At 73.7% G+C, this 15,277-nt stretch carries 12 protein-coding genes; 5 read left to right on the plus strand and 7 right to left on the minus strand.

From position 1 onward, the window contains the following. Positions 1-117: 117 nt before the first annotated feature. From ACTJK8_RS24745 to ACTJK8_RS24755, 3 genes are all read left to right on the plus strand, one after another. Positions 118-2,217 (plus strand): 4Fe-4S binding protein, encoded by a 2,100-nt coding sequence (locus tag ACTJK8_RS24745; protein WP_440762675.1) that lies wholly within the window; start codon positions 118-120, stop codon positions 2,215-2,217. After that, entirely contained in the window at positions 2,214-3,191 is a 978-nt protein-coding gene (locus ACTJK8_RS24750; protein WP_440762676.1) for an FAD:protein FMN transferase, read from the plus strand. Before ACTJK8_RS24745 ends, ACTJK8_RS24750 begins: the two co-directional genes overlap by 4 nt. Positions 3,192-3,332: 141 nt before the next feature. Further along, positions 3,333-4,463 (plus strand): serine hydrolase domain-containing protein, encoded by a 1,131-nt coding sequence (locus ACTJK8_RS24755; RefSeq protein WP_440762677.1) that lies wholly within the window; start codon positions 3,333-3,335, stop codon positions 4,461-4,463. A 195-nt stretch (positions 4,464-4,658) separates the two neighbouring features. Here the strand turns inward: ACTJK8_RS24755 and ACTJK8_RS24760 are convergent, their stop codons facing one another. From ACTJK8_RS24760 to rpoN, 4 genes are all read right to left on the minus strand, one after another. Further along, complete coding sequence (locus ACTJK8_RS24760; RefSeq protein WP_012319385.1) at positions 4,659-5,810, minus strand: M20 family metallopeptidase; 1,152 nt, start codon at positions 5,808-5,810, stop codon at positions 4,659-4,661. Between the two features lie 166 nt (positions 5,811-5,976). Next, on the minus strand, positions 5,977-7,803 hold the full coding sequence (gene glmS, locus ACTJK8_RS24765; protein WP_012319386.1) for a glutamine--fructose-6-phosphate transaminase (isomerizing): 1,827 nt from the start codon (positions 7,801-7,803) through the stop codon (positions 5,977-5,979). 144 nt (positions 7,804-7,947) lie between these two features. After that, positions 7,948-9,324, minus strand: coding sequence for a bifunctional UDP-N-acetylglucosamine diphosphorylase/glucosamine-1-phosphate N-acetyltransferase GlmU (glmU, locus tag ACTJK8_RS24770; RefSeq protein ID WP_029359658.1), 1,377 nt, complete (start codon positions 9,322-9,324; stop codon positions 7,948-7,950). A gap of 75 nt (positions 9,325-9,399) precedes the next feature. After that, complete coding sequence (gene rpoN / locus ACTJK8_RS24775; RefSeq protein ID WP_043073757.1) at positions 9,400-10,974, minus strand: RNA polymerase factor sigma-54; 1,575 nt, start codon at positions 10,972-10,974, stop codon at positions 9,400-9,402. Positions 10,975-11,400: 426 nt separating this feature from the next. Between rpoN and ACTJK8_RS24780 the strand changes: the two genes are divergently transcribed. Both ACTJK8_RS24780 and ACTJK8_RS24785 read left to right on the plus strand, forming a co-directional pair. Further along, a complete protein-coding gene (locus tag ACTJK8_RS24780; RefSeq protein ID WP_440762678.1) occupies positions 11,401-12,120 on the plus strand; it encodes a Crp/Fnr family transcriptional regulator in 720 nt (239 codons plus the stop codon). Positions 12,121-12,701: 581 nt separating this feature from the next. Then, the gene (locus tag ACTJK8_RS24785) at positions 12,702-12,968 is read left to right on the plus strand and encodes a DUF6894 family protein (RefSeq protein ID WP_012319390.1); all 267 of its coding nucleotides are present in this window, start codon (positions 12,702-12,704) and stop codon (positions 12,966-12,968) included. A gap of 9 nt (positions 12,969-12,977) precedes the next feature. Here ACTJK8_RS24785 and ACTJK8_RS24790 read toward each other — a convergent pair whose 3' ends face one another. The 3 genes from ACTJK8_RS24790 to ACTJK8_RS24800 all read right to left on the minus strand — a co-directional run bounded on the left by ACTJK8_RS24790 (position 12,978) and on the right by ACTJK8_RS24800 (position 15,265). Further along, complete coding sequence (locus tag ACTJK8_RS24790; RefSeq protein ID WP_012319391.1) at positions 12,978-13,349, minus strand: hypothetical protein; 372 nt, start codon at positions 13,347-13,349, stop codon at positions 12,978-12,980. 4 nt (positions 13,350-13,353) lie between these two features. Further along, positions 13,354-13,584, minus strand: a complete 231-nt coding sequence (locus ACTJK8_RS24795; RefSeq protein WP_012319392.1) for a hypothetical protein — start codon at positions 13,582-13,584, stop codon at positions 13,354-13,356. Between the two features lie 91 nt (positions 13,585-13,675). Next, entirely contained in the window at positions 13,676-15,265 is a 1,590-nt protein-coding gene (locus ACTJK8_RS24800) for a glucan biosynthesis protein (protein WP_012319393.1), read from the minus strand. Positions 15,266-15,277 lie beyond the last annotated feature (12 nt).

Below are 15,277 nucleotides of genomic sequence, written 5' to 3' on the forward strand. Positions count from 1 at the left end.
CCCCTATGGGTGACCGACGCGGCAAGGGGCGGAGACAGGGAGAAGGCCCAGTCGTTGCGGAGCGTGGCGTCTCCGCGCCCGCTCGCGTCCCGAACCGCAGTGGCTCGAGGCGCGGATATGCTCCTTCGAGCCGCGCTCCTCCTTCTCGCCCTGCTCCTGCCGACCCTTCCGGCCCGGGCCGGCCAGCTCGACCGCGCGGGCGTCGAACGTCACTTCCCGCCCCCGCTGGTGGTCGGCGAGAAGGACGACAGGCTCCCGGTCTGGCCGATCCTGAAGCAGCAGGCGGGCTCCTACGAGGTCTTCGCCTACGCGTTCGAATCCGTCGACCTCGCGCCGATCCCCGGCTTCGGCGGCACGCCGCCCGACCTGCTGATCGCGCTCGCCCCGGACGGCACCTTCCGGGACGTGACGGTGCTCTCGCACCACGAGCCGGTCTTCCTGGAGGGCCTCGGCCCGGAGCCGCTCTTCGCCTTCGTCGAGCAGTATGCCGGCCTCTCGGCCCGGCAGGCGATCCGGGTCGGGCGCCCGAACGCGCGGGCCGCCGGCGCAGCGCCCCAGATCACCGTCGACGGCATCTCCATGGCCACCGCCTCGACGCGGGTGATCAATCAGTCGATCCTGGCCTCGGCGCTGGCGGTCGCCCGCGCGAAGCTCGGCTTCGGGGCGGCCAATGTCGGCCTCAAGGTCGAGGCCCGGCCGGACCGCTACGAGCCCCTGTCCCTGGCCGACCTTCTCGCCCGGGGATGGGTCCGGCGGTTGACGGTCACGAACGCGGACGCCGCCGCGGCCTTCCGGGGCACCGGCGTGGCGGACCCGTCCGAGGGGCCGCCCGATGCCGCCTTGACCGACCTGTACGTCGCCGTCCTGGACCCGCCCTCGATCGGCCGCAACCTTCTGGGTCCGTCGCGCTACGACGCGCTGATGCGCGAGCTCGGCCCCGGCAACCACGCCGTGATGGTGGTCAGCGCCGGGCCGGAGGACGCGCCCGAGAACCCGGTCGGCGACCGGTTCGTGCTGGGCGCCGTCCCCGACCGGCTGGCGATCGGCCAGGGCGGCCTGATCGTGAACGCGCGCGACATGGCGGTGGAGCGCCGCGAGGCCGGCCTCGCCGAGGGGCTGCCGCCCGGCCCCTGGGCGGTCCTGCGGATCGACCAGGCCGCCGGCTTCGACCCGTCCGCGCCCTGGGTGCTGACCGAGACGATCGTCCGCGAGCGCGGCCAGATCCTGTCCGAGAAGATCGCCCGGACCTTCACGGTCGAGACCGCCCTGCCCGCCGACCTGTTCACGCGGTCCCGGCCGGATGACGGGCCGAGCTGGACCGACCCCTGGCGGGCCCGGGCGCCCGAACTCGCGCTGATCGGCCTGATGCTCGCGGTGCTGGTGCCGGTCCTGAGCCGCCAGCGCGGTCTCGTGGCGGACGGGCGCCGCTTCGCCCTCTTCCGCCTCGGCTTCCTGGCGCTGACCCTCGGCTTCGTCGGCTGGTTCGCGCAGGCGCAGCTGTCGATCGTGACCCTCGTCGGCCTCGTGCGGGCCGCCACCGCGACCCATGACCTCGCCTTCCTGCTCTACGACCCGCCCTCGCTGGTGCTCTGGGCGTTCGCGCTGGCCGCCCTGGTCGCCTGGGGACGCGGCACGTTCTGCGGCTGGCTCTGCCCCTTCGGCGCGCTGCAGGAACTCGTGGCGCTGCTCGCCCGGCCGCTGCGCATCCGCCCGGTCGCGGTGCCGCCCGGCCTCGACCGGGCGCTGCGGTCGCTGAAATACGTCGTGCTGGCCGGCATCCTCGGCGCGGCCGCGGCGGGGTCGCCCCTCGCCGACACGGTGTCCGAGGTCGAGCCGTTCAAGACCGCCATCACCCTGTCCTTCGTCCGGGCGTGGCCGTTCGTCGCTTACGCGGCGGGGCTGCTGGTGCTCAACCTCTTCGTCTTCAAGGGCTTCTGCCGCTACCTGTGCCCGCTCGGCGCCGCCCTCGCCCTCCTCGGGCGGGTCCGCGTCCTCGACTGGATCCCGCGCCGGGCGGAGTGCGGCTCGCCCTGCCAGCTCTGCAAGGTCCGCTGCCGCTACGGCGCCATCGCGCCCTCCGGCCGGGTCGACTACGCCGAGTGCTTCCAGTGCATGGAGTGCGTGACGATCATCCACGATCCCGGGCAGTGCGTGCCGCAGGTCGTGGCGCGCAAGCGGGGCCGCCGCGCCGCGCCCCGGCCGGTTATCGTCGGATGAGCGCGCCGACGCCCTTCGCGCCGGCCCGGCGCCGGCTCCTCGTCGGGGCCGCGGGGCTGGCCGCGCTCGGCGGCGTCGCGGCGTTCCGCGCCGCCGCGGCGTCGCGCGGGCTGGCGCTGCGCACCCGCGCCGGCCTCGCTTTCGGCACCACCGTGGCCCTGACCGCCGCCGGGCCCGACCCGTCCGCGATCGAGGCCGCGCTCGACGACGGGTTCGCGGCGATGCGCGCCGTGGAGGCGGCCGCCAGCCTGTTCCGGGCCGACAGCGCCCTGGCCCGCCTCAACCGGGACGGGTCCCTCGAGGCGCCCGACCCGCACCTGCTCGCCCTGCTGCGCTTCGCCCTCGCCCTCGCGGCCGAGACCGGCGGCGCCTTCGACCCGACCGTCCAGCCGCTCTGGCCGGTCTGGGCCGGCGCGGCCGCCCGCGGCGAGCGCCCCGGGGCGGAGGCCCTGCGGGGGGCCCTGGCGCGGGTCGGCTGGCGGCGCGTGCGGGTCGCGACGGACCGGATCGTCCTGGAGCCCGGGACGGCCCTGACGCTGAACGCCCTGATCCAGGGCTACGCCGCCGACCAGGTCATGGCGGCGCTCCGGGCGCGCGGCATCGCCGACGCCTTCGTGGATACCGGCGAGTTCGGTGCCGCCGGCGCGCATCCGGACGGCACGCCCTGGCGCCTCGGTCTGGCCGATCCCCGCCACCCCGGCGAGGTCGCCGCCGTCCTCGCGCCGTTCACGGGCTTCGCCGCGACCTCGGGCGACTACAACATGAGCTTCTCGGACGACCGCGCGGACCATCACATCTTCGATCCGGCGACCGGCCGGTCGCCGCGCGCCCTGTCGTCGGTGACGGTGACCGCGCCGACGGGGCTCGTCGCCGACGGGCTCTCGACCGCCTGCATGGTCATCGGCCCCGCGCGCGGCGCGGATCTCGTCGCGGCCCGTCCGGGCTGCGCCGTGCGCTTCACCGGGAAGGGCTGACCCAGCCGTCTCGGGCGCGCGGGGCGGGGGGAACCGCGCCGCGCGCCCTGCCCCCGCGGCGGCGATGGCTCTACGGAGGGGCCGATCCGCGGCGCAGGCCCTGCATGCGTCCGCACCGGAGAGGACCGTCAGGAGACGCGCGTGACCGAAGTGACCGGGCCGTACTGGCCGACGGATGACTGGGCGGGACAGGACCCGGAAGCGGCGGGGCTCGATGCCGCGCGGCTCGCGGAGGCGGTCGGCTTCGCGGAGGCCCACGAGAGCGCGTGGCCGCGCGGCCTGTACTATCCCGACGGGCGCTACGTCGGGATCGTCGAGTGGAACGAGACCGGGCCCTGGAGCGCCATCGACGGGCCGGTGCGTCCGCGGGGCGGCCCGGCGGGCGTGATCCTGAAGGGCGGCCGGCGTGTCGCCACCTGGGGCGACACGGCCCGCCCGGACATGACCTTCTCGATCGCCAAGAGCTATCTCGCGGTCCTGGCCGGCCTCGCCCACGACGACGGCCTGATCCCCGACGTCGACGCGCCGGTGCGGGACAGCGTTCCCGACCCGCTGCTCGACGGCCCGCACAACGGCGCGATCACGTGGCGCCACCTCCTGCAGCAATCGAGCGAGTGGCAGGGCACGCTGTTCGGCAAGTCCGATCAGGTCGACCATTTCCGGCAGATCGGCCCCGGCGCCGACAACAGCCGCAAGGGCGAGGCCCGCGCGCTGCGGCGCCCGGGCACCTACTACGAGTACAACGACGTCCGGGTGAACCTGCTGTCGTACTGCCTGATGCGCCGCTTCGGCCGGGCCCTCCCGGAGGTGCTCCGCGAGCGGATCATGGACCCGATCGGCGCCTCCCGCGACTGGGCGTGGCACGGCTACGGGACGGCCTGGGTCGCGGTCGCCGGCGCGCGGGTCCAGTCGGTCCCCGGCGGCGGCCACTGGGGCGGCGGCCTGTTCATCGGGGCCGACGACCACGCCCGCTTCGGCCTCCTCATCGCCCGCGGAGGCGCCTGGAACGGGCGGCAGCTCCTCTCGGAGCGCTGGATCCGCGCCATGCTGACGCCGTCCCCGACCCTCGACAGCTACGGCTACCTCTGGTGGCTGAACCGCGGCGCGGCCGCCAAGCCGCACCTGCCGGCCTCGGCCTTCAGCGCCCTCGGGGCGGGCAACAACGTGATCTGGTGCGATCCCGAGCACGACCTCGTCGCGGTCCTGCGCTGGATCGACAAGACGGCCGTCGACGGCTTCCTGCTGCGCCTCGTCACGGCCCTGCGCCCGTAGGCGGGCCGGCGGCGCTAGCGGCCCCGGACGTGATCGACGAAGCTCCTGAGCACCGGCCGCATCTGGCGGCCGGCCGCGATATCCCGGCCGCCGCCTGCGCCTCGAACGGACAGGCGCGTCCGGCGCCGCGGCGTCCGCCCGGAGACGGCGACCGCTACGGCGCGGCCGGGCCGGCGATGGTCGGTCTCTGCGCCGTCAGAGCGCCGCGATGGTCTCGGCCATCGCGCGCGCCCGCGGCACGAGGCTTCCCACCTCCAGGTACTCCTCGGGCGAGTGGGCCTTGCCGCCGACCGGGCCCACGGCGCAGAGCGTGGGGCAGCCGACGCTGGCGGTGAAGCCCGAATCGGCGCAGCCGCCGGCGAACTCGCCGGTGACGGGATGGCCGCCGTCCGCGCTCACCCGGGCGTAGGTCTCGAACAGCGCCCGCGAGGCCTCGTCCTGCACGAGCGGCAGGAACTCGCCCTTGATGGTGAGATGCGCGGTGGTGTCGGGCACCGTCGATCCCGCCACGATCTCCGCGATCCGGCTCATGGCGGCCTCGCGGTCGGGCGGGGTCACGTAGCGCAGGTCGATCTCGCAGGTGACCCGCGGCGCCACGGTGTTCACCGACTGGCCGCCGGAGATCAGGCCGACATTCACCGTGGTGCCGCGGTCGAGGTCGGTGAGCGCGTGGAGCGCGACGGTCTTGTGGGCGAGCTCCAGGATGGCGCTGCGCCCGTCGGCGTAGTTGCCGCCGGAATGGGCAGCCCTGCCGAGCACCTCGAGGTGCATGAACACCCCGCCCTTGCGGCCGGTGACGACGTTGCCGGTCGGCCGCCCCGGCTCGGAATTCAGCACCGCGCGGGCGCCCCGGGCGGTCTCCTCGATGATCGGGCGGCAGGCCGGCGAGCCGATCTCCTCGTCGCTGGTGAACAGGCCGACGAGGGGCACCGGCGCGCCGCCGGCCCGGTGGTAGGCGGCCAGCACGAAGGCGTTCATCACGAGGCCCGCCTTCATGTCGGCGACGCCCGGCCCGTAGGCGCGGCCGTCGGCGACCCGGAACGGCCGCCGCGTCGGCTCCCCCTTCGGGAAGACGGTGTCGCGGTGGCCCATGAGCACGACCGGCCGGTTGCCGCCGCCGGACCCGGCCACGCTCGCCTTCAGCGCGTCGCCGTAGCCGTCGACCGGGATCGTCGTGACCGGGATGCCGTGGCCGGCGAGGAACTCGGCGATGCGGATGCCGACCGCGTCGACGCCCGGCTTGTCGTAGGAGCCGGAATCGATGTTCACCAGCGCCTCGAGGAGCGCCAGCATCGCGCCCTCCTGCCCGTCGAGCCAGCGGAGAACGTCGGTGTCAGGTGTGGTCATCGGGGTCCTCATACCGGGCTGCCGGGACCGTGCGGCCCGGACGTCCGTGCGAGCGGAGTGAAGCGATCCGGTCGGCGACAGACTGCGAGAGCTGCGCCGCCCTGGGTTGCTCCGCTCGCAAGGACGGCGCCGCGCCCGCACGATCCGCCGATCTGGTCGGCCGCGCCTACTCGACCGTGACCGATTTGGCGAGGTTGCGCGGCTGGTCGACGTCTTTCCCCATGAACACCGCCGTGTGGTAGGCGAGCAGCTGGATCGGCACCGCGTACACGATCGGCGCCACCGTCGGATCGAGCGCCGGCATGGTGAAGGTCGCGAGCGTGTCCAGCCCGTGCTCGGCCGCGCCCTTGGCGTCGCCGATCAGCACGATGCGCCCGCCGCGGGCGGCCACCTCCTGCATGTTCGAGACGGTCTTCTCGAACACCGCGTCGTGCGGCGCGATGACGATCACCGGCACGCTCTCGTCGATCAGGGCGATCGGCCCGTGCTTCAGCTCGCCCGCCGCGTAGCCCTCGGCGTGGATGTAGCTGATCTCCTTGAGCTTCAGCGCGCCTTCCAGCGCCATCGGGTAGCTGGTGCCGCGGCCGAGATAGAGCACGTCCCGCGCCTTCGCGACCTCCCGCGCCAGACCCTCGATCGCCGCCTCGTGGGTCAGCGCCTCCGCCATCAGGCCCGGCGCCTTGATCAGGCCGTCGACCAGGCGCCGCTCGCCCGCCGCGTCGAGCGTGCCGCGGGCGCGCCCCGCCGCGATGGCGAGGCAGAGCAGCACGGTGAGCTGGCACGAGAACGCCTTGGTGGAGGCGACGCCGATCTCCGGCCCGGCCAGCGTCGGCATCACCACGGAGGATTCCCGCGCGATGGTCGAGGTCGGCACGTTGACGACGCTCAGCGTGTGCTGGCCCTGGGTCTTCGCGTAGCGCAGGGAGGCCAGCGTGTCGGCGGTCTCGCCCGATTGCGAGATCACCAGCGTCAGCCCGTCCTTCTCCAGCGGCGCCTCGCGGTAGCGGGCCTCGGAGGCGACGTCGATCTCCACCGGCAGGCGCGCCACCTGCTCGAACCAGTAGCGGGCCACGAGGCCCGCATAGTAGGCCGTGCCGCAGGCGGTGATGTAGACGCGGCTGAGCTTGGCGAAGTCGAAGGGCAGCGCCTCGGGCAGCATGACCCGCCCATTCGCCATGTCGACGTAGTGGGCGAGCGTGCGGCCCACCACCTCGGGCTGCTCGTGGATCTCCTTGGCCATGAAGTGGCGGTACTCGCCCTTGTCGATCCGGTAGGCCTGCGTGGCGATCTTCTGCCGGGCGCGCTCGACCGTGGCGCCCGACGCGTCGCGGATCTCCGCGCCGCCCCGGGACAGGATCGCCCAGTCGCCCTCGTCGAGATACGTGATCGCGTCGGTGAACGGGGCGAGCGCCAGGGCGTCGGAGCCCAGGTAGGTCTCGCCCTCGCCGAAGCCGATCGCCAGCGGCGCGCCGTGGCGGGCCCCGATCAGCAGGTTCTCCTCGCCGGAGAAGAGGAAGCCCAGCGCGAAGGCGCCGCGCAGCCGCGGCAGGGCGGCGGCGACCGCCTCGACCGGCCCCATCTGCCGGTCCATGTTGCGGCTGACGAGCTGGGCGACGACCTCGGTGTCGGTCTCGGTCTCGAAGACGACGCCGTCGGCCTCCAGCTCCTGCTTGAGCTCGCGGAAATTCTCGATGATGCCGTTGTGCACGACCGCCAGGCGCGCTGTGGCGTGCGGGTGGGCGTTGGTCTCGTTGGGCCGGCCGTGGGTCGCCCAGCGGGTATGGCCGATGCCGATCGTGCCGGTGAGCGGCTCCTGGGCGAGCTTGGCCTCCAGGTTGACCAGCTTGCCCGAGGCCCGGCGCCGCGCCAGCCGGCCGTGCTCCAGGGTGGCGATGCCGGCGGAATCGTAGCCGCGGTACTCGAGCCGCCGCAGGGCCTCGATCACCTGCCCCGCCACCGCGTCGCGCCCGACGATGCCGACGATGCCGCACATAGGAGTGTCTCTCGCTGTCGCGCCCGGATGGCTACGCGCAGCGCTGCGCAAGGTCCGGGCCGCCCCGCGCCGTGCGGGGCCGAGCGGGACTTCTACCGGATCGGGACGGCGCAGGGCCAGCCCCGGTCACGCGGCCCTTCGCGCTCACGCCTTCCCGCGCCGCGCCTTCTCGGCCTGCAGCGCCGCCCGCTTCTCCCTGGCCCAGCCCGGCTTCACCGCCTGCCGGCCCCGGGCCACCGCCATCGCGTCCGCCGGCACGTCGTCGGTGATCACAGAGCCCGAGGCGACGTAGGCGCCCTCCCCCACCGAGACGGGGGCGACCAGGGCCGAGTTCGAGCCGATGAACGCGCCCGCGCCGATCGTCGTCCGGTGCTTGAGCACGCCGTCGTAATTGCAGGTGATCGTGCCGGCGCCGATATTGGCCTTGGCGCCGATCTCCGCGTCGCCGAGATAGGTGAGGTGCGCGGCCTTGGCGCCGGCCCCCATCCGGGCGTTCTTCAGCTCGACGAAATTGCCGAGCTCCGCGCCGGCCTCCAGCACGGCGTGGCCGCGCAGCCGCACGAACGGCCCGACCTTCACGCCCGCCTCCAGGCTGCTCTCAGTCAGATGCGCGAAGGCGCGCACGGTGCAGCCCTCCGCGACCCGCACGCCGGGGCCGAACACCACGTGGGGCTCCACGATCACGTCGCGCCCCAGCACCGTGTCGTGGCTGAGGAACACCGTCTCGGGCGCGATCAGCGTCGCGCCGCCCAGCATGGCGCTGCGGCGCAGCTGCGCCTGGATCGCGGCCTCCGCCACGCTGAGCTGCACCCGGTCGTTGACGCCCTGCGCCTCGGCCTCGTCCACCGGCACGACCGTGACGGGCAGCCCGTCGGCGACCGCCAGCGCCACCGCGTCGGGCAGGTAGTACTCGCCGGCGGCGTTGTCGTTGCCGATGCGGGCGAGCAGCGCCAGGGCGTGCCGTCCGGCGAGCGCCATCAGCCCGGCATTGCACAGGGTCACGGCCCGCTCGGCCGCGCTCGCGTCCTTCTCCTCGCGGATGGCGAGCACGCGGTCGCCCTCGGTCAGCACCCGTCCGTAGCCGGCGGGCGTCGCCGTCTCGAAGGCCAGCACGGCCACCGCGGCGCCGTCGGCCAGGGGCGCGCGGAGGCGCAGGAAGGTGTCGGCCGAGACGAGCGGCGTGTCGCCGAAGGCGATCACCACGTCGTCGTCCGGGTCGGCCAGGATCTCCCGGGCGGCCAGGACCGCGTGGGCGGTGCCGAGGCGCTCGGCCTGCGGGAAGACCCGGGCGCCGGGGGCCGCCCGGGCGATCTCGGCGGCGACGTCGTCGCGGCCGGGCTCGGCCACCACGGCGATCCGGCCCGCGCCCGCCGCCTGCACGGCGGCCAGGACGTGGCCGAGCATGCTGCGGCCGGCGATCCGGTGCAGCACCTTCGGCAGGTCGGAGCGCATCCGCGTGCCCTTCCCGGCCGCGAGCACGATGGCGGTGAGGCTGCGCGAGGGCGTTCCGGTCGGGGTCATCGCAGGTCCAGGCGTCGATCGAAGGCCACGACGGATGGGCCGGACGGGCGCCCGGCGCAACCCCGTCCGGAGCGATCAGCGCAGCGCCAGGGCGACGTGCTGGCTGGAGCCGTGGGCGAAACGCTCCCGGCGGCGCTCGATCGAGCTCGGGATCCGCAGGGACTCGCGGTACTTCGCCACCGTGCGCCGGGCGATGTCGACGCCCTCCCCGCGCAGCTTCTGCACCAGCGCGTCGTCGGACAGCACGTCGTCCGGCGTCTCGCCGTCGACGAGCTGCTTGATGCGGTGGCGCACCGCCTCCGAGGAGTGGGCGGCGGCGCCGGCCGCCCCGGGGATCGCCGCGGTGAAGAAGTACTTCATCTCCAGGGTCCCGCGGCTCGTGCCGATGGCCTTGTTGGAGGTGACCCGCGAGACGGTCGATTCGTGCATGCCGATCGCCTCGGCCACGGTCTTGAGGTTCAGCGGCCGCAGGTGGGTGACGCCGTGGACGAAGAAACCGTCCTGCTGGCGGACGATCTCGGTGGCGACCTTCAGGATGGTGCGGGCACGCTGCTCCAGCGAGCGGGTCAGCCAGTTGGCGTTCTGCAGCGCCTCCGACAGGAACGCCTTGTCGCCCTCCGCGGCGGCGTTGCGCGAGACGCGGGCGTAGTAGCTCTGGTTCACCAGGACCCGGGGCAGCGCCTCGCTGTTCAGCTCGACCAGCCAGGAGCCGTCCGGCGCGGCGCGCACGAACACGTCCGGAACCAGGACCTCGACGGCGCTCGACCCGAAGGCCCGGCCCGGCTTCGGGTCCAGGCGCCGGATCTCGCCCAGCATGTCGACGAGATCCTCGTCGTCGACGCCGCAGAGGCGGCGCAGCGCGGCGAAGTCCCGCTTGGCCACGAGGTCCAGCCGCGAGACCAGCGCCTGCATCGCCGGGTCGAACCGGTCGCGCTCGCGCAGCTGGATCGCGAGGCACTCGGCGAGGTCGCGGGCCGCGATCCCGGGCGGGTCGAAGGTCTGGACCAGCGCCAGCATCCGGCCGACGAGGGCCGGGTCGGCGCCGAGGCGCTCGGCCACGCCCTCCACCGTCTCGCGCAGGTAGCCGGCCTCGTCGACGGCGTCGATCAGGAACCCGCCGATCAGCCGCTCGGCCGGATCCCGGGTCGCGAGGTCGAGCTGGCCCGCGAGGTGCTCGCGCAGCGAGGTCTCGGCCGTCAGGGTCGCCTCGAAGTCGGGGGCCTCGGCGTCGAAGCTGCCGCCGGTGCTGCCGTAGGGCGGCGGCGTCAGCGAGAGCATGTCGCCCCCGCCCGCCTCGCGCGCCTGGACGGGGCTCTCGTCGGGGAAGACGTTGTCGAGGCGCGTGTCGAAGTCGCTCTCGATCTCGCCGCGGCTCGGGTTGAGGTCGACCGAGAGCCACGATTCGGGCTCAGCCGCCTCGAACCCGTCCGACCCCGCCTCGTCGGCGTGGCCGCCCGATTCGGCGGCATCGCCCGCGGCCGGCAGGTCCGGCTCGGCGCGCTCCAGCAGCGGGTTGCGCTCCAGCTCGGCCTCGACGTAGGCCGAGAGATCGAGGTGCGACAATTGCAGAAGCTTGATCGCCTGCAGGAGCTGCGGCGTCATCACCAGGGCCTGGCCCTGACGCACTTCCAGCCGTTGCACCAAACTCATGCGAGGCCCCGATGCCCTTCCGGCGCGGTTCGCCAGCCGGAGCCACGCTGCTCACGGCATGGTTCTTGCTTGTTCCGTTGCGCTTTCTCTAGCCCGATCCGGCCCGCGCGTCAAAGCGCGACCGCGCACGCGGATGTTGGCAAGTGCACAGCGCTGCCGCGCCCGTGGCGCGCCGGCCACATCCCGGTCTTCCACCCCGCAGTCTGAAGGCAGATCTTAAAGGAAGGTTTGCGCATTCGTCCGCGCGCGTTTGCCAAGACATCCGAAAATCGCCGGCATTGGTTTGTCTGGTTGCAGACGCTTCGTCCGCTAGATGCAATATCCGCTCGCTATTGCGTGTTGATCCGAGCATGGCTCGGGGGTGCGCCCCGGTTCCCGCACCCGAGCCGGAGCGCGGATGTCGATCTCTGCGTACGCGTCTGCCGAATGCCGCATCAGAACCGCCTTCTGGCTGCCCTATCCGAGGCGGATGGCGCGCTGCTCCGGCCTCATCTCGAGGTGATCGACCTTCCTCTCGGCAAGGTGCTCGTCGAGCCGGCCGCCACGATACCGCACGCGGTCTTCATCGACACCGGCCTGTGCTCCGTGGTGTCGACCATGGCCGAGGGCGGCCGCATCGAGATCGGACTGTTCGGACGCGACGGCATGGCTGCGCCGGCGCTGCTGCTCGGAACCGACACGATCCCGTACCAGATCTTCATGCAGGTTGCCGGTCGCGGGCGCCGGATCTCCGTGTCGGCCCTGCGCGAAGCCCTGCGATCCAGCCCGTCGCTGCGCAACCTGCTGCTGCGCTACGTCCAGACCTTTCTGGTCCAGGTTGCCCAGACCGCGATCGCCAACGCGGGCGCGCCCGCCGAGGAACGGCTCGCGCGGTGGCTCCTCATGTACCACGACCGGCAGGACGGCGACGATCTGTCGGTGACGCACGAGTTCCTGTCGATCATGCTCGGCGTACGCCGGCCGACGGTCACGGTCGCGATCCACACCCTCGAGGGCGCCGGCCTGATCCGGGCCCGGCGCGGCCGGATCCGGGTCCTGAGCCGCATGCGCCTGGAGGAGGCTGCCGGCCAGACCTACGGCCCGGCCGAGGCCGAGTACGAGCGCCTGATCGGCCCGCTGCGGCGCCCTCAGAGCACGCTGGCCTAGGGCGCTTCGGCCACCACGGCGCCGGCCGCGCGGCGTGCCGTCGACGTGCGGCCCGCGCATCGCGCTCAGGACGTCGTGGGCGAGGCGCTCGGCCGCGGCCCGGTCGGGCAGCTCGTCGCCCTCCCGATCGGCGATCGGCGTGCCCCGCCGTCGAGATCGGAGCGCCATTCCCCTGTCGGAGCGGAGTCGGGGCCTGAGCAGGGTGTCGGACCGGCGCGGACCACGCCGGGCGGGGGGCCGGCCGCCGCGCACCCGCCGGGAGGAGCAGCGTGCGCGCGGGCGGCCGCGGCATCGTGCGCGCCGACGCCTGCGGGTCGGACCATGCCGGCCCGATCCGACGTTCGCGCAGAGGATCCGGCGCTCCGAACGGCGTCCGCCGCCCCGGGGCCTATGTCCACACTCATACATTTTTTTCGAGGGCGGCCGGATCGCGGCCCGGAGAGCCGCGTTTCCTGCCCGGTCGCCGCGACGCGAGGGTCGGGCGTCCGGTCGCGCGAGGCCATGCCGGTGCCCACACACAGGTTAACGACATCGCTCAGGTCGCGGCGCACGCTCGTCATCTGGCCGTGAGGTTCTGCGCCGTGCGCTACTTCACCGATTTCACCGACGACCGCGGGCTGTCCCGCGACGAGGAGGGGCTGCCCTTCGCCGATTGCCACGCGGCGTGCCTGTCGGCGACCGAGGCCCTGGTCGAGGCCGCGCAGGACCGGCTCCGCGTCAGGGCGGACCGGCCGGCCCCCGGCGATGCCGGCCTGGTGCTGGAGACGCGGGTCCGGGACGCGACCGGCAGCACGGTCTTCCGCGCCCGCCTCACCCTCGACCTGGACTGGCAGGCCGCCGACGGCTGAGCGCGGGCCCTACCAGCCGCAGTTCGGGATCGGCGGCTGCGCCTTGGCCATCGCCGACTTCTCGATCTGCACCATCGCGCCCCAGGCGTATTTCTGGGCGTGGGGCGTGACGTTGGCGAAGAGGCAGCCGAGCTGGAAGTGGGTCGCGCCCATCTCGCCCGCGAAGCCCATGCAGTCCAGGAAGGTCCAGGTCTTGGGTACCGGGGTCATGGACCGCCAGCGCGGCATCGCGACCGGCGAGCAGACCTTGATCGCACCGGTGCCGTCATCGGCGTTCAGCGCGTCGCCCGGGCTCTGCGCCGCGCCGGGCTGCACGGAGAGGCCGAGCAGGAGGGTCGCCGCGAGGGGGGCTCGGCAGGAGATCAAGGCGTGTCGGCTCATCGGTTCAGCGCATCGTCCACCACAGGGCCGCGAGGATCGCGAAGCCGACGACGTTGTAGAGGATCGCCCAGATCCACACACCCAGGACGGCGCGGCTCGGCTGCCGTGGCCGCGACCGACCGAGCCGCAGGCGGTTCCGGTCCTCCGGGGTCGGCCAGATCGCCGCCCGGGGAGCCTTGAGGAGCCGCGTCAGCGCCTCCGGGAGGTGCGGGCCGGGCGGTGTCTCGCCGGTCATGGCGGTCTCCGATGCGACGATGGGCCGTTCCGAGGCGGGCGGGAGCCGGACCTGTTCGGGCGACCGGCGGCCGGGCGCCGCCGCCCGCCGCTCACAGCACCGTGCCGGGTGCCTGCGGGTAGTACTGGTAGGCCCAGGTCTCGGAGAGCAGCCGGTCGCCCGATCTCAGCTGCAGACGCATCTCCACCGGATCCGGTCCCTCGGCGTAGACCTTGAGGAAGACCCGCCAGGGGCTCGGCTTGCCGTAGGGCGCCCAGGTGGCGCCGACCTCCTCGACGCTGCCGCGCGACAGGGTGAGCGCGACCGTCGCCTTCTCGGGATCGAGGCCCGACAGGGCCGCGCCCTCGAATTCCAGGACGAATTGCCGCACGAGGTTGGCGCGACCCGGCCGCCGGTCCGCATCCGCGAGCCACGCGGCCTTGGTGGCCCGGGTCGCGACGCACCGGGCGAGATCGGTGGCGACCGGCTCCGCGACGGTCCAGCGCAGCCGGTAGGCGAAGCTGCGGTCGGACCCGGCCTTCGGCGCGTCGTCCGGCACCCAGAGGGCGACGATGTTGTCGTCGGTCTCCTGGTGGGTCGGGATCTCGACGAGCTGGACGCTGCCGCGGCCCCAGTCGCCCTGCGGCTCGACCCAGATGTCGGGCCGGTTCTCCTCGAAGCCGTCGTCGATGTAGGTCTCGTACGCGCGGTCGCGCTGGAGCAGGCCGAACCCCTTCGGCGACCGGTCCGCGAAGGCGCTGACGCTGAGGCGGGGCGGGTTGTTGAGCGGCCGCCAGATCAGCTCGCCGGACCCGGTCTGCATCAGCAGGCCGTCGGAATCGTGCACCTCGGGACGCCAGTCGCTCGCGAGGAAGCGGCTCATGCCCTCCGAGTACCAGAGCATCGAGGTCAGGGGCGCCATGCCGAACCGCTCCACCGCCTCGCGCATGTAGACCGTGCAGGCGACGTCGATGACGACGTGCGGCTCCTTCCGGGCGACGAACCGGTAGGCGCCGGTCAGGCTCCGGCCCTCGAGGAGCGCCAGCACGGTCACGGCGCCGTCCGAGGCCGGGCTGACGTAGAAGCGGGTGAAGACCGGGAACTCCTCGGTCTTCCCGGGCCCGGGCGCCGTGTCGATCGCGATGCCCCGGGCCGAGGCGCCGTACTGGGCACCGTCCCCGGCGGCGCGGAAGTAGGACGCGCCCAGGAAGGCCAGCCAGTCGCCGTCGTCGCCCGGCTGGCCCGCGGGCGCCTTCTGGAACCGGAATCCCGCGAAGCCCGCCCCGTCCGGGACGTCCTTGGCCGGATTGCCGGGCGGGTAGGTGAAGAGGTCGTGGGCGTACAGCACCTCGCGGGCCTGCCCGCCCTCCAGGGCGTAGACCTTCACGGGGTGACGGAAGAAGTTGCCGAGGTGGAAGAAGGTCACCGGGTAGGGGCTGTCGGCGAACAGGGCGTGGCCCGGCGGGTAGCGGATCTCCTGGAGCGGCCCGTAGGTCAGGGCGTCGAGGGCCGCCGAGGCGGGGGCCTCCGGCGGCGGCGCGTAGGGGCGGTCCCGCAGCGTCCGGGCGAGGTCCTTCAGCCGGTCGAGATCCATGGGCTCGGGCGGCGCCAGGCGCGGCCCGCCGCCGGCGGCCCGGGCGAGGCCGGGATACGGCGCGAGGGCGAGGAGCCCGATGGCGGTCAGGACGCGGCGCGTGATCAAGCTGGAACCCCC

Origin of the sequence: Methylobacterium sp. 22177, assembly GCF_052045615.1 — a bacterium.
GTDB lineage: Bacteria > Pseudomonadota > Alphaproteobacteria > Rhizobiales > Beijerinckiaceae > Methylobacterium > Methylobacterium radiotolerans.

Excerpts from the sequence above, each read along its gene's own strand:
- ACTJK8_RS24745 (WP_440762675.1), top strand. The coding sequence starts at position 118 with ATGCTCCTTCGAGCCGCGCTCCTCCTTCTCGCCCTGCTCCTGCCGACC.
- ACTJK8_RS24750 (WP_440762676.1), top strand. The coding sequence starts at position 2,214 with ATGAGCGCGCCGACGCCCTTCGCGCCGGCCCGGCGCCGGCTCCTCGTC.
- ACTJK8_RS24760 (WP_012319385.1), bottom strand. The coding sequence starts at position 5,810 with ATGACCACACCTGACACCGACGTTCTCCGCTGGCTCGACGGGCAGGAG.
- glmS (WP_012319386.1), bottom strand. The coding sequence starts at position 7,803 with ATGTGCGGCATCGTCGGCATCGTCGGGCGCGACGCGGTGGCGGGGCAG.
- glmU (WP_029359658.1), bottom strand. The coding sequence starts at position 9,324 with ATGACCCCGACCGGAACGCCCTCGCGCAGCCTCACCGCCATCGTGCTC.
- rpoN (WP_043073757.1), bottom strand. The coding sequence starts at position 10,974 with ATGAGTTTGGTGCAACGGCTGGAAGTGCGTCAGGGCCAGGCCCTGGTG.
- ACTJK8_RS24780 (WP_440762678.1), top strand. The coding sequence starts at position 11,401 with ATGCCGCATCAGAACCGCCTTCTGGCTGCCCTATCCGAGGCGGATGGC.
- ACTJK8_RS24790 (WP_012319391.1), bottom strand. The coding sequence starts at position 13,349 with ATGAGCCGACACGCCTTGATCTCCTGCCGAGCCCCCCTCGCGGCGACC.
- ACTJK8_RS24795 (WP_012319392.1), bottom strand. The coding sequence starts at position 13,584 with ATGACCGGCGAGACACCGCCCGGCCCGCACCTCCCGGAGGCGCTGACG.